The sequence below is a fragment of the Robinsoniella sp. KNHs210 genome (assembly GCF_000686105.1).
Classification (GTDB): Bacteria; Bacillota; Clostridia; order Lachnospirales; family Lachnospiraceae; genus Robinsoniella; species Robinsoniella peoriensis.
Genome location: NZ_JMLZ01000002.1, coordinates 431,216 through 446,553, shown reverse-complemented (window position 1 = coordinate 446,553; position 15,338 = coordinate 431,216). Strand labels below are relative to the sequence as shown.

Genomic DNA, 15,338 nt, shown 5'->3' with positions numbered 1-15,338 from the left:
AATGCTCTTCACAGGTTTCCCTGTATTACTGACACTCATAATTTTGCCTTAATCACTTTGTACTTTTATAATCCCAACAGAGAAAGTGCCGGGGATATTAATAAGTCAATCAGCTTAATTCCCACAAAAGGTACTAACACTCCGCCCAGACCATAGATAGACATGTTCTTTAACAGCATTTTCTCTGATCTCATAGGTTTGTATTTCACACCACGCATAGCAATCGGAATAAGGCAAGGTATGATGATTGCGTTAAAGATCAGAGCTGATAAAATCGCACTGAAAGGAGTTGCCAGTTTCATAATATTCAGCAGTTCCATCTGTGGAATCACCAGGGTAAACATAGCGGGAATAATTGCAAAATATTTAGCGATATCATTTGCAATACTGAATGTGGTAAGGGAACCTCTCGTAATCAGAAGCTGCTTTCCAATCTCAACCACTTCCAGAATCTTAGTGGGATCGGAATCCAGATCCACCATATTGGCTGCTTCTTTTGCTGCTGATGTACCACTGTTCATTGCGATTCCCACATTTGCCTGTGCCAGTGCGGGAGCATCGTTGGTACCATCTCCAGTCATTGCAACAATCTTTCCCTGTGCCTGCTCTTTTTTGATTTCCTCAATTTTATCTTCCGGCTTGCATTCTGCAATAAACTCATCCACTCCGGCCTCTTTTGCGATGGTGGCTGCTGTAAGGGGATTGTCACCGGTACACATAACCGTTTTGATTCCAATTTCACGCAAACGTTCAAACCGCTCTACCAATCCTGGTTTTACAGTATCTTTCAGGTAAATTACGCCGTATATTACATTTTTTGCACACACCACGAGTGGTGTTCCGCCAAGTCCTGATACCTTTGACACAATACCTTCCAGATCATCCGGGACATTTCCGCCGGCTTCTCTTACATACTGGATCATTGCATCGTAAGCACCTTTTCTTACCCTTGTTCCGTCTGCTAAATTCACGCCGCTCATTTTTGTCTGAGCCGTAAATTCTATAAATTCCATCTGATCTGCCATATTTGCTTTGATCTTACAATCCAGTGTTCTGCCAAGTTCTACAATAGATTTGCCTTCCGGTGTTGCATCGCTGAGCGAACACATCACGCTGTAATCTACCAGATCTTCTTTTTCAATTCCCTTAACCGGGAAAAATTCTGCCGCAAGGCGGTTACCAAAGGTAATGGTTCCCGTCTTATCCAATATCATCGTATCTACATCACCGCATGCCTCAACTGCTTTACCGGACATGGCAATCACATTAAATCTGGTTACACGATCCATACCTGCAATACCAATCGCCGACAGTAAGCCGCCAATGGTTGTTGGGATCAGGCATACCATAAGTGCGATCATGGTTGAAATGGGTATGGCTGCTCCTGAATATTTTGCGAATGGATATAAGCACACAATTACGATCATAAAAATAATGGTCAGTCCTACTAAAAGGGTGTTCAGTGCAATCTCATTGGGTGTCTTCTGTCTGGAAGCACCTTCTACCAATGCTATCATTTTATCCAGGAATGATTCTCCTGGGGAAGAAGTTATCCGTATTTTCAGCCAGTCGCTGACTACCGTTGTTCCTCCCGTTACAGATGAAAAGTCACCGCCGGACTCCCTGGTAACAGGTGCCGATTCTCCGGTTATTGCGGATTCATCCACGGATGCAACCCCTTCTATTACTTCACCGTCATTTGGGATCAGCTCTCCGTTTCTCACCAGGACGATGTCACCTTTTTTTAATTCAGAAGCATTTACTTCCCGTTCGCTTCCTCCAGCCAGTAATAATCTGGCTTTTGTATCCTGCTTTGTTTTTTTCAGCGTCTCGGCCTGTGCCTTACCCCGCCCCTCTGCAACAGATTCTGCAAAGTTGGCAAATAAAATGGTAATAAATAAAATCAGTGTAACTATCCCGTTATACGCCCTTAACTCCGCCTGATCCCCAAAAACAGTAGGCCAGATTGTCAGCAGCAGTGTGATGCAGAAACCAACCTCCACTACAAACATAACCGGGTTTTTCATCATATATCTGGGATCCAGTTTTTTAAAGGCTCCTGCAACGGAACTTTTTAAAATGTCCTTTGTGATGAACTTTTTTTTATTTTCCTTTGACATTTTTCTTATCCTCTCATTCTTCTCTAAAACCATAATGTCAGATGTTCCGCAATGGGCCCCAGTGCTAATGCAGGGAAAAACGTCAATGCGGCAAAGATATATACAACAAATACCAATATAACCGTAAAAATTACATTGTCGGTACGCAGCGTACCAATTGTTTCATTAACACGTTTCTTGGCAAACAGGGAACCGGCTATAGCCAGCTGTGCAATAATTGCCAGATATCGGCCAAAGAACATAGCTAACCCCGCAGTCACATTCCAGAATACCGTATTATCTGCAAGTCCTTCAAAACCGGAACCATTGTTCGCGGCGGACGAGGAATATTCATAGAGTACCTGGCTCAGCCCATGGAATCCCGGATTGGTAATTCCTGCAAGGCCTGCCGTAGTGGAAACCGCCAATGCGGAAAATCCCAGAATCAGCAACGGATGTACAATCAGTACCAGAGCCACCAGCTTCATTTCTTTACCTTCGATCTTCTTCCCCAGATATTCCGGTGTTCTTCCGATCATCAGCCCACACAGGAAAACCGCCAGTATTGCGTACATAATCATGTTCATAAGTCCAACGCCCTTACCGCCAAACACACAGTTAAGCATCATATGTAACAGCGGTACCATTCCACCAAGAGGGGTCAGCGTATCGTGCATGTTGTTAACCGTACCGGTTGTAAAGGAAGTCGTTACCGTAGTAAACAGAGCTGACTGCGCTATTCCAAACCGAACTTCTTTTCCTTCCATGCTTCCCATATCCTGGCTCAGTCCTGCCTGCTGCAGAGCCGGGTTTCCTGCCTGTTCATAGAAGAAGCAAAGGGTGAGTCCTATCATAAAGATCACTGACATTGCGCCAAAGATCACTCTTCCCTGTCTTCCAATCATGGGAAGTCTTTCCTTTTTCTCTTTCTTGCCTTTTCTGTCATGTATCATCTTGCCAAAGGTCACCACACAGGCACCCGGAAGAATCATCATGGAGATCAGTTCTGCAATATCAGAAATAATTGTGGGGTTCTCAAACGGCGTGGAGGAATTGGCTCCAAAGAAACCGCCTCCGTTGGTACCCAGATGCTTGATAGATTCCAATGCTGCCACCGGCCCCATTGCGATATCCTGCAGCTTTCCTTCGATAGTCTGCACTGTCTGGTTTGCCTGGAGCGTCTGGGGTGTTCCCTGGCTGATCAAAAGCAATGCTACTAAAAATGCAAAAGGAATTAAAATTCTGGTCGTAATACGTACCATATCTTCATAGAAATTCCCAAGGTCTTTTCCTTTTCCAGCCAATCCTCTGCAGAATGCCATACACGCTGCATACCCAGAAGCCGCGGATGTAAACATCATAAATATAATAACCAGCATCTGGCTTAAATAAGACAGCCCGGATTCCCCGGAATAATGCTGTAAGTTTGTATTCGTCATAAAACTGATGATCGTGTTAAAGCTGAGGCTTGCTTCCATACCACCGATCCCGTTTGGATTCCCCATCAGGAGCCCCTGAAGCCTTAATATCAAATAACCGACAAATATCATAACTGCATTTGCCATAATCAGATTTAACGCATACTGTTTCCAGTTCATACCCTGCCGTTCAATCCGGCATATTTTAAAAATACAGTTATCCACCCTGTTAAATACAGGATCTGCAAATGTTTTCTGCTTCGTGGCGATGTGATACATATAGTTTCCCATTGGAATAACCAGTATCAAAAAGATCGCCAGAGTCAATAATATCTGTAACATTGTTACCCTCCTAAAATCAACTTTTTGATTTTTCTTATAATTTTTCCGGATTTACTAACGCATAAACCAGATATACCGCTAATGCCGCTATGATGATACCTAAGAATAACATAGCATACCTCCATCTTTTTCTATACATTGTCCTGGATTATTTTTTCCCCGTTTTCACCTGGGACTCACACCAGTCGGTAAACAGCTTCACAAGTACAAAACAGAGCACCAGTACGCCAACCATGATAATGTCCATCATCTTTTTCTCCTCCTTCTTTTCTCTGAGCTGTTAAACTGATAACATCCTAACATGTATGGGTTAAAAGTGGTGTTAAACTATATCCGTGTTCGCATTAAAATGGCATTAAAATTAACGTAAAAACAGACAATCATCAAAAAAAGATGATTGTCTGCAGTCTGTTGGCAGCAGTTCTCAATTCGGCTGCCCCGTTATTCTTTTCTACTACGCAGGATCTTCTGCCGCTAACGGTATTATAAATCTAAATTTTCAATATTCCGATAAGACAGGTATGCAATTACGATTCCAGCCATACATAATAATATTGGAAAAATTGGAATGTTGAATAAATTTGCATTGCTGCCATTACTTCCGCCAGTAATGTTTACATTAGCATTAATCAGCATATTAATCACTACTGCCGCCACGATAGTTGACGAAGAAGATTTTTTTTTCATTCCAAAATACAAGGAAATCAGGCTTAATCCTGCAGTCATAAATGCCCCAAATAAAATATCCGGAATTCTTCCCAGTACCGTGGAAAATTCAATTCTGTCCGGCGTAAGGGGAATAAAAATATTAATCAGAAATAGCGATGTCCCAAACAGCAAATCAGTCAGTACAATCACTATAAATGTGCAGGAAAATACGATCAGCAGTTTACTTGCTATAATTTTTTTCCTGGAGACCGGATAAGTAAACAACGTATTTATAGTTTTTTTACCAAATTCACCAATAATTAGTTTAGCAATCAGAACGCCCGCAAAAATCCCGAAACACACCCGTAAAATCAAAGAGCCCAGCATAAGTAAGTCCTTTGCACTTTCGATACTTGCCTCATCCTCCAGTATGCTGCCCAATAATGTAATACCGATACAGCTTAATAATATAATTACACAGGCAAGCAGATTCTTGCTCAGATTTTCTTTTTCCAGTTCCAGTTTCATCAGCTTAATCATTTTCATTTCCTCCCATAATTGTATGAATAAAATAATCTTCCAGCGTATCATTCTTATAAACCATATTCAGAATGCCGACACCAGCCATTACAAGCTCCTTGCTAATCTCCGCCTGTCTGTTATTATCATAAATACGGAGCCTGTTTTCAGAGACAATTTTGAAATTCAAATGATCGAATGCATTGTCCAGAACGGTAGCCGCCCTGTGGATATCATTTACTTCTATTTCCAGGTATTGTAATGAATCATGGTGGATCTCGGACATGGATACCTCTTTGGTAAGAACCCCCTTGTCAATCACTCCAATGGTATCCGCTAACTGTTCAATCTCCGCAATAATGTGGCTGGATATTAAAATAGTGGTTCCGTAGGATGCCTTTAATTTTATTAAAAGCTGACGGATCTGTTTAATTCCAATAGGATCCAGACCGTTAATCGGCTCATCCAGAATTAATAACTTTGGATTTGTTATCATAGCCCTTGCAATCCCCAGACGCTGTTTCATACCTAATGAGAATTCTCCTACCAGTTTATTGTCAACCCCTTTTAAATCCACAAGACCCAAAACTTCCCGGATTCTTTTCTTGTTATAAAATCCCATATAATTGCAGTGCAGCTTCAAGTTCTTCCACGCAGTCAGTTTCTCGTAAAATATCGGATATTCAATAATGCTACCGATATTTCTCAGATACTCGTATGAATCTTTTTGGATAACTTCTCCACATACCCGGATGTTGCCCATATCCGGTTTCGCCAGGTTTAAAATCATTTTCATGATTGTAGTTTTACCTGCACCATTGGGCCCCAAAAATCCATAAATTTCTCCCTGTTTCACACGCATAGTAACATTTTTCACTACTTCTATGCCTTTATATGTTTTTGTTACATCTTCTAATACTATAATATCCGACATACTGATATCTCCCTCTTTCTGGTTTTGCTCTTTCTGGTTTTATTCTTTCTGGTTTTGCTCTTTCTGAATATTATTATAACGGAATAAATTTACCATTGATTACAAATTCCTTACATAATTCTTTTAAAAGAATTACTTTTGAAAAAGGGCAGGATGCTGATGCCGGATTCATTTCTTTGGCAGGGATACGGTAAACACTGTTTTTACAAATGGTCTGCTCTTTACTCTGATACTTCCTCCCATTGCCTCCACCAGGCGTTTGGTAATCGTTAGCCCCAGACCGCTGCCCTGGTATTTTTTATTCCTGGAGTCTTCCAGGGTAACCAGCCGTTCAAATATTTTATCCTGGCTGTCTTCGATAATCCCTTTTCCATGGTCTTCTACCTGGATCATTACATAATCTTCTTTCCATGTAATCCCCAGTCTCAGATATCTGCCGTCCGCTCCATATTTAATGGCATTTTGTAACAGATTAGCTAATATTCGTTTCACCGCCTGCTTGTCTGCCTCAACCGGTACTTCTTCTTCCGGAATATCAATGTCCACTTCGAAACCGCCCTCCTGAAGCATATCATAATAGTTCAGTATCTCATTTCTGGCAATTTCGCACAGATCCAGTTCCTGCATCTCCAATGCCAGTTCACCGGATTCTATTTTTACCAGGTCGAAAAAAATATTGATCATTTCTAAAACATCCGTGGTCTTCCTGTATATCTTATCTACTTTTTGCTGGATGGAATCCAGAGAGATCCCCTCCTGGTTTCGTATCATTTCGGAATATCCCAGAATGACGGTCAATGGTGTCTTCAAATCATGGGAAATATTCGCCAGCATTTTACGGTTGCTGTCTTCCTGATTTTTCCGCTCCATTTCCAGTGAGTTCTGGCGCTCCAGAAGGTCATTTATCTGAACCAGCAGCTTTTGTATTTCCTTTTCATCCGAAAGGGCGAGCAGGGTATCCGAAGAACCTTTTTCTAAAAATCCGGAGATTTCACCCGTGATTTTATTTAACTGCCTGGACTGGTTTATGTATTTTGATAATACAATTATCAATCCGACAGCCAGTATGACACAAACAAAGCACAAAATTGTATTACTCATTTTCCGCCCTCCACCGGTGTCCCCAGTTTATAACCAATTCCCCAAACCGTTTTTATGTACCGGGGATCGGATGGCTGATCCTCGATTTTTTCCCGCAGTCTCCTTATCGTCACATTGATGACATTGTCATCATGCAAAAACTCCTCATCCCATACCTCCTGGTAAATGGAAACCTTGGTATATACTTTCTCCGGATGATTCGCAAATAATTTTAAGATCTCAAATTCCTTTGCGGTCAGACTAACGGGAACACCTTTCTTTTTCACCACCAGATCCTCTGTTTCAATCGTCAGATCTCCAATCGTAATCCTGGAATCATGATGCTCCGCTTTCGCATGGTATATCGTGGTGCGGCGTAAAAATGCTTTTACCCTGGCCTGTAACTCCATAACGGAAAAAGGTTTTGTAATATAATCATCTGCTCCATATTCCAGTCCCAATACCTTTTCAAATTCACCGTCCTTCGCAGATAAGATTAAAATCGGTACCGTATTTTGTTCCCTGACTTTTTTAAGCACTGTCATTCCATTCACTTTTGGTAGCATCAGATCTAAGATAATTAAATCAAAGTCATTTTTTCTTATAAGTTCCAATGCTTCCTGTCCATCCCCGGCTGTATAGATCGTATATTCCGGCTGGGTAAGCGCTTCCTCTATCATTTCCCGGATATCGGGTTCATCCTCTACAATTAAAATTGAAAACTTCATTCTTATCCTCCCTCGAATAGCATTCTGTGCTGTTGTACAGGTTTTATAAATCATTCTTGCAATATTATAACAGATACGTCAAGTAAATGTCCCCCATTTATAAAATATTCTGTATCTCTTTCAAACTGTCCACAGGTGCCTGGCATCTGTTCCGGGTACACAGATAAAATTGTGTCTTTCCGGGTATGATCCCGTAAGCTTCCGTAAATGGAGCTATTTTTTTTAGTCTTTCGGCATTTTCTTTTGTCTTTACCACAATTGCAAGATTGCTGTCCCTCTCTCCAAGTTGCCGAAGCTCTTCTATCTCTTCTCCGGAGGGCTCCAGGCAGATTAGTTCCCTGGATGGATACAGAACCTGCATCAGAGCCAGCAAAGTAAAACTATAAGCGGAAGGGTATTCTGCAATATTACCCGCCAGAAAGCAGATCTGTTTATGAAATAACTCCTGCCACTTTTCTTCCCCTGTTATCTGGGCCAATTTATATAACACAAATGCAGCAACCGAATTCCCTGACGGAACTGCCCCGTCATATACTTCTTTTGAACGTACAATCAGCTTCTGTGCATCTTTGGCATAAATGTAGAATCCGCCATTTTCAAAATCAAAAAACTGATCTACCATATCTCCGGCAAAAGACAATGCCTTTTCCAGAAGTTCAACACGAAAGGTGGCACCGTAAAGCATCAGCAGTGCATAGGAGTAAAAAGCATAGTCATCTATTTTTCCTTCTCCAGCGGAATCCTCCTCCCGGTAACGTACCAGAAGCTTTCCTCCTTTCACCAGTTTCTGGGTGATAAACTGTTCTGCTTTCAATGCTGTACGCAGATAAGATTCCGCTCCGGTTACGGCATATGCTTTTGCAAATGCAGCTATCATCAGCCCATTCCAGGAAAGCAGGATCTTGTCGTCCTTGTGAAGGCTGGCACGCTTTCTGCGAATTGGATAAAGTGTTTTATTTATTTTGGCAATTCGGCTGTTTCTTTCTTCAAAACGGGGATTATCAATCAGGTTCGGTATAGATTTTCCTTCAAAATTACCATGGTAAGTAATATCATACCAGCGGCAGAAATACTCTCCGTCATAGTCTCCCAGATATTCTTTTATTTCATCGGGGTCAAATACATAGTACTTACCCTCCACCCCATCACTGTCCGCATCCTGTCCGCAGTAAAAGCCTCCCTTTTTATCCGTAAGCTCTGATTCTACATATTGGAGTGTCCTTTCTGCTACAAACAAGTACAGGTCTTTGCCCGTTATGGTATAGGCTTCCAGATAGGCGATCACCAGGAGGGCATTGTCATAGAGCATCTTTTCAAAATGGGGCACAAGCCATTTTTCGTCTGTGGAATACCTGGAAAACCCGCCGCCCACATGATCAAACATTCCGCCCCGATACATCTGGCATAAGGTCTTTTCCACCATTTTAAGGGCTTCTTCCTTATTCTCTTTTTTTGCATATTCCATCAGAAATAACAGATTATGAGGTGTAGGAAACTTTGGTGCACTGCCGAACCCTCCATATTTTTGTTCAAACCTTTCCAAAAACTGGGTAAATCCTTCCTTTACCAATTTCACATCCGGTTCTCCCCTGAGGCTTTCCTTGTTTTGCTCTTTTAGGAAATTTAAGATTTCATCCCCTGTCTGCAGAAGACGCTTTTTTTCATTTTTCCACCTGTCTGCAATCATGTCCAGCAATTCATCCAGTCCCGTCATTCCATATCTGGCTTTCGGGGGCAGATAAGTTCCTGCAAAAAACGGCTTGCACTCCGGAGTCATGATAATGGTAAGCGGCCAGCCTCCCTGACCGGTCATTGCCTGGCAGACGGACATATAAACGCTGTCCACATCCGGTCTTTCCTCCCGGTCTACCTTCACTGCTATATAATTCCGGTTTAAAATCTCCGCAATTTTTTCATTTTCAAAAGACTCATGTGCCATCACATGGCACCAATGACAACAAGATTTCTATAACCAACGTTAGGAATACCCAATAGATAAGAAAATAGGCTTATCTTCTGCTTTTGCTTTTGTAAATGCTTGTTCACACCAAGGCCACCAGTCAACTGGATTATAAGCGTGTTGAAGTAGATAAGGACTTTTTACATGTATTAATCTATTGGGTTTCTTGCTAGTTGTCATAGGGCATCACCTCCTTATATAAAATATAACCTTATTATACCCAAACAAAAAGTGACTATGTAAGCCACATAGCCACTAATTTTTATTTGAACTTAATCTTCAAACTATTTTCAATATATTGATAGTCTATAAACTGAAGCCCATTCCGGATCCCTGCACTCACAGCTAAACTGTTTGTAATAATAAGAGAATAATAAACTGCGATCTAACTTAACCACATAATCGCTGTTAACCTCTGTAAATCTTTTCTATTATATCCACACATTTCTCATATCCCAAGGTGGAGGTATTCAAACACAGATCATAATTTGCCATATCCCCCCACTCTTTTTCCGTGAAAGAATTATAATAACTTTTTCTCTGCATATCCTTTTGCTTGATAAATCGTTCTATGTTTTTCTTCTCAATCTTATCTACATTGCCTGCTCTGTTAATACGATCAGCCATAGCAGATGCATAGATAAAAATATTCAGTGTTTTGCATTTATCTTTCAGGGCATAATCGGAACATCTTCCGATAAAAATACACGGACCGTCATCTGCCAATCGCCTGATGGTATCACATTCTGCCTGGAAAATCTTATATGGCTGGTTTACCTTATCATATTGTCCATTGGTCATGATCGCTATATTATACAAAAGGCTTCCATTTCTCTTCTCATCATGTTCACGCATGATCCCGGGATTAATGCCATACTTTTCTGCGGCGATCATCAACAGCTCATTGTCATAGAAAGGGATGTCAAGACGCTTTGCCAGCATCTTCCCTACCTCCCTTCCTCCGCTTCCATACTGTCTGTCAATCGTGATGCATTTTCTACTCATCTTACTATTTCCTCCTTTAAACACGCCTCAGAACGTGTTTTATAATACATTTCCTCAACCTGCACACCTTAATTTGCGGTATGCATCTGCTCTAAGCAGTCATTTCCTCAAACTGGGAATTGTACAGGCTTGCATAGAATCCATCTTTTGCAAGCAGGTCTTCATGGTTACCCTGTTCTATAATATCGCCGTCCTTCATTACCAGTATCAGGTCGGCATCTTTAATTGTAGATAAACGATGAGCGATAACAAAGCTGGTACGCCCCTTCATCAGATTGTTCATTGCTCTTTGTATTCTGGATTCTGTTCTGGTGTCTACGGAACTTGTGGCTTCGTCCAATATCATTATCCTGTTGTCAGCCAAAATTGCTCTTGCAATCGTGATCAGCTGTTTCTGCCCCTGAGATACATTGCTGGCATCCTCATTGAGCTCCATCTGGTAACTCCCGGGAAGCGTCTGGATAAAGTGGTGGGCATGAGCCGCTTTCGCTGCCGCTATTACCTCTTCATCTGTAGCCTCTAGCCGTCCGTATCGGATATTCTCCATAATGGTTCCCTTGAACAGCCAGGTGTCCTGCAGTACCATGCCAAAATATTCCCTCAGTTCGCTTCTGTTGAAATCTTTGATATCGTGCCCGTCAACCTTAATACTTCCGCTGTTCACGTCATAGAAACGCATAAGAAGCTTCACCATCGTAGTCTTGCCCGCTCCGGTAGGGCCTACTATAGCAACCGTCTGTCCCGGCTCTACCTCACAGTTAAAATCATTGATAATAATTTTATCTGTATTATATCCAAAATGAACATGCTCGAATGTGACTTTTCCTTCTATATTATCTAACTGAACCGGATTTTTTGCAACCAGTTCTTCTTCTTCCTCACCCAGAAATTCAAAAACACGCTCTGCTGCTGCAGCAGTTGACTGAAGCATATTAGATACCTGCGCTACCTGGGCAATGGGCTGGGTAAAGTTCTTAACATACTGAATGAAGGATTGAATATCACCTACTTCAATGGCACCTTTTACAGCCAGAATACTTCCGCTGAGCGCAACTGCTACATATCCCAGATTACCGATAAAGCCCATAATCGGCTGCATCATACCGGATAAAAACTGTGATTTCCAGGCTGACTGGAATAAAACTGCATTAGTTTCATCAAATTCCTTTTCTACTGTCTTCTCCCTGTTAAAAGCCTGAACGATGCTGTGTCCGCTGTAAACCTCTTCTACCTGTCCGTTGATCTCACCCAGATATTTCTGCTGTGCCACGAAATATTTCTGAGAACACTTCACAACAATACCGATCAGGATTGCAGAGATTGGAAGTATTACAATGGCAATCAGAGTCATAAGCGGGCTGATGCTCATCATCATGATAAAAATACCGATCAGCTGGGTAATGGATGTAATCAGCTGGGTAATGCTCTGATTCAGGCTCTGTCCCAGCGTATCCACATCATTTGTGATGCGGGATAAAACCTCACCCACAGTTTTGGACTCAAAATATTTCATCGGCATCCTGTTAATTTTCTTGGAAATCTCTTCACGGAAACGGTAGCACAGCTTTTGTGAAATACCGCTCATAATCCATCCCTGTACAAAGGACAGGCAGGAACTGAATAAATATAAGCCCAACATTAAAATCAGTATACGTCCAATTTTTGTAAAATCAATTCCTCCCGAACCGGATATCTTCGCTACCAGGCCATTGAATAATTCCGTTGTTGCTTTACCAAGAATCTTAGGTCCCAGAATTCCAAAAATTGTTCCTCCCACTGCGAATATAAATACGCCGATCAACGCAATTTTATAACTTCCCATATATCCTGCAAGTTTGCGGATTGTTCCTTTAAAATCTTTTGCCTTTTCCCCCGGAACCATTCTGGAGCCAGGTCCATGGCGCCCTGTTTTCATTTTTGGCGGCTGGTTGTTTCCTTCACTCATGATGCTGCGCCTCCTTTCAATTCTGCTTCCGATAACTGGGATCTGGCGATTTCCAGATAAGTTTCACAACTTTCCAGTAATTGTTCATGGTTACCGATTCCTGCTATTTTGCCTTCATCTAAGACGATAATCTGATCTGCATGAAGAATCGTACTGATACGCTGTGCAACAATGATGACAGTAGCATCTGCAATCTTTTCATTCAATGCCCTACGCAGAACCACATCTGTCTTGTAGTCCAAAGCAGAAAAACTGTCATCAAAGAGGAATACTTTTGGCTTTTTCGCAATTGCCCTTGCAATGGAAAGACGCTGTTTCTGTCCTCCTGAAACGTTGCTTCCTCCTTCTGATATGCTGCTGTGGTATTTATCCGGTTTTGTATCAATAAACTCTGTGGCTTGTGCTATCCCGGCTGCTTCTTCCATATATTTATCGGGAATATCTTCCCCGCCAAACTTAATATTTGATTCAATATCTCCTGAAAAAAGTACTCCTTTTTGGGGAACAAACCCTAATATATCCCTCAGTTTATTTCTGGATAAATCCCGGATATCCACACCATCCAAAGTAATTCTGCCTCCGGTTACATCATAAAATCTTGGAATCAGATGGATCAAAGTGGATTTCCCACAGCCCGTACTTCCGATAATTGCAGTGGTCTGTCCCGGTCTGGCAGTAAAATTCAAATGTTCCAGGGCATCTTCATCAGCGCCCGGATAGCGGAAGGACACATCTTCAAATGCAACGATTCCCTTCCAATGTGATATGGTATTATCCAATGTATCTTTTTTATCCTTAATCACAACATCTGTCTCAATTACTTCATCGATACGGTTTGCGGAAACGCCTGCTCTTGGAAGCATGATTGAAATCATGGTTAGCATCAGGAAGCTCATTACAATCTGCATGGTATACGTAATAAATGCCATCATATCCCCAACCTGAAGGTTGCCGGCATCAATTCCCTTGCCGCCGAACCATACGATCATAACTGTAATACAGTTCATAATCAGCATCATTGCCGGCATCATAAAAGTCATAACACGGTTTGTAAATAACTGAGTAGACTTTAAATCCAGATTCGCATCAGCAAACCGTTTCTCTTCATATTTTTCTCTGCTGAATGCACGGATAACAGGAATTCCAGTTAAGATTTCTCTGGAAACCAGATTCATTTTATCCACCAGAATCTGCATTTTCTTAAATTTAGGCATTGCAACTGAAATCAATATTCCCACTAACAGGATAATTGCCCCTACAGCCACACCGATAATCCATCCCATGCCCGTTTGTGTATACCCGACTTTCATTATACCGCCTATGCCCAGAATCGGTGCATATAGAACCATACGCAAAAGGATTACGGACACCATCTGAATCTGTTGAACATCATTGGTGCTGCGTGTTATCAGAGATGCTGTAGAATACTGATCCATCTCCGTATTGGAGAATGACAGTACTTTCTTAAATACCCGGCCTCTCAGCGTCATTCCAATCTTTGCGGCGGTGTAAGATGCCAGCATTCCCACGAAGACCGCAGCAATCATGGATACAATAGCCAGTGCAAGCATCATTAGCCCCTTATGTATCAGATAATCGGTCTGGTAATTCCCAAGATCAATCCCCATTGCCTTATACTCTTCCTTATCAAACAGTAATGCTTTCTGTTCTATAATGGAATCACTGTAGTCCCCAAACTTCTCAAGCGCCTGATCTTTCATTTGAAGAATCTGATCTTTTGTCATCATTCCGGATGCAAGTGCCTGTTTTATCTGGTCAATATCCACTTTCCCGGACTCTTTTGCAGAAGAAAGCATCAGCATAGGTGTTCCCAGCATTTCATCCAGTTTTTCGATTTCTTTTTTACCTTCTTTATTCAGATGCAGGTAACCATCATCCTGCTTATCATAAGCAGCTTTCACCGTTTCCTCTTCTTTCTCTGTCAAAAACAGACACAGACTATCCATCGTTTCCTGACGCATCTGATCCGGAGCCACGTTGGCAATACCTCCCTGCTGAATCCCTACGTCTACAATGTCCGAGGTATAAGATGGCAATGCCAGATCGCAGTATGCCTGCACAATCAAAAGCAGTACAATGCACAGGATCAGCATTTTACACTCACTTAAATATTTAAAGAGTTTCTTCATCCTTATCTCCTTTCCCGCTGTCTTCCAATTCTTCTTCCATAACAGAAGTCATTTTATTGATCAGGCTGATCAGCATTTCTACATTTTCATCTCCCATGCGTTTCATGACCCGTTCGGAAAAGTCATCCATGGCTTTTGCTGCCATATCCCGCCTTTCCATTCCTTTTTCCGTAAGATATACATAGGTATTTCTGCGGTCATTTCGGTCTACTTCTCTTCGTATCAGATCTTTTTCTTCCATATTACGCAGGGTCCTTGATGCTGCCGGAGGTGAAACCCGCAGACTCTTGGCTAGGTCAGACACGATGATTCCCCTGCCCTCTCCGGCTCTCTCCTGACATTTGCGAATCATTTCCAGTGCAAAGAATTCCCCTTGTGATACATTGGAGAACACATGGCTCATATTCAGCTTTCGCATACGATGTGCTGCCCGGATAAACTCTTCTTTTAAATTTTTTTCACTCATATCCACACTCCTTTCTCTATCCACTTCCCTATTACTTACCGTGA

General features: G+C 41.8%; 11 protein-coding genes and 1 pseudogene. All 12 read right to left on the bottom strand.

Annotation, left to right across the window (positions count from 1 at the left end):
- Positions 1-65 precede the first annotated feature (65 nt).
- A complete protein-coding gene (kdpB, locus tag CD03_RS0108800) occupies positions 66-2,120 on the bottom strand; it encodes a potassium-transporting ATPase subunit KdpB (RefSeq protein WP_027293325.1) in 2,055 nt (684 codons plus the stop codon).
- A 23-nt stretch (positions 2,121-2,143) separates the two neighbouring features.
- The gene (gene kdpA, locus CD03_RS0108795; RefSeq protein WP_027293324.1) at positions 2,144-3,859 is read right to left on the bottom strand and encodes a potassium-transporting ATPase subunit KdpA; all 1,716 of its coding nucleotides are present in this window, start codon (positions 3,857-3,859) and stop codon (positions 2,144-2,146) included.
- A 34-nt stretch (positions 3,860-3,893) separates the two neighbouring features.
- Positions 3,894-3,998, bottom strand: coding sequence for a K(+)-transporting ATPase subunit F (kdpF, locus tag CD03_RS37150; RefSeq protein WP_081820193.1), 105 nt, complete (start codon positions 3,996-3,998; stop codon positions 3,894-3,896).
- A 344-nt stretch (positions 3,999-4,342) separates the two neighbouring features.
- On the bottom strand, positions 4,343-5,047 hold the full coding sequence (locus tag CD03_RS0108785; protein WP_027293323.1) for an ABC transporter permease: 705 nt from the start codon (positions 5,045-5,047) through the stop codon (positions 4,343-4,345).
- On the bottom strand, positions 5,040-5,960 hold the full coding sequence (locus tag CD03_RS0108780) for an ABC transporter ATP-binding protein (protein ID WP_027293322.1): 921 nt from the start codon (positions 5,958-5,960) through the stop codon (positions 5,040-5,042). Before CD03_RS0108780 ends, CD03_RS0108785 begins: the two co-directional genes overlap by 8 nt.
- A gap of 168 nt (positions 5,961-6,128) precedes the next feature.
- Entirely contained in the window at positions 6,129-7,061 is a 933-nt protein-coding gene (locus CD03_RS0108775) for a sensor histidine kinase (RefSeq protein WP_052377737.1), read from the bottom strand.
- Complete coding sequence (locus CD03_RS0108770; protein ID WP_027293320.1) at positions 7,058-7,768, bottom strand: response regulator transcription factor; 711 nt, start codon at positions 7,766-7,768, stop codon at positions 7,058-7,060. Before CD03_RS0108770 ends, CD03_RS0108775 begins: the two co-directional genes overlap by 4 nt.
- A gap of 97 nt (positions 7,769-7,865) precedes the next feature.
- Positions 7,866-9,908 (bottom strand): annotated as a pseudogene (locus CD03_RS0108765) (thioredoxin domain-containing protein).
- Positions 9,909-10,136: 228 nt separating this feature from the next.
- The gene (locus tag CD03_RS0108755; protein WP_027293318.1) at positions 10,137-10,733 is read right to left on the bottom strand and encodes a cytidylate kinase-like family protein; all 597 of its coding nucleotides are present in this window, start codon (positions 10,731-10,733) and stop codon (positions 10,137-10,139) included.
- 91 nt (positions 10,734-10,824) lie between these two features.
- Positions 10,825-12,678 (bottom strand): ABC transporter ATP-binding protein, encoded by a 1,854-nt coding sequence (locus CD03_RS0108750; RefSeq protein ID WP_081820190.1) that lies wholly within the window; start codon positions 12,676-12,678, stop codon positions 10,825-10,827.
- Entirely contained in the window at positions 12,675-14,828 is a 2,154-nt protein-coding gene (locus CD03_RS0108745; protein WP_027293316.1) for an ABC transporter ATP-binding protein, read from the bottom strand. The genes CD03_RS0108750 and CD03_RS0108745 overlap by 4 nt, the downstream gene beginning before the upstream one ends.
- Positions 14,812-15,294: a MarR family winged helix-turn-helix transcriptional regulator gene (locus CD03_RS0108740; protein ID WP_027293315.1), complete on the bottom strand. Its 483-nt coding sequence runs from the start codon at positions 15,292-15,294 to the stop codon at positions 14,812-14,814. The genes CD03_RS0108745 and CD03_RS0108740 overlap by 17 nt, the downstream gene beginning before the upstream one ends.
- Between the last annotated feature and the right edge of the window lie 44 nt (positions 15,295-15,338).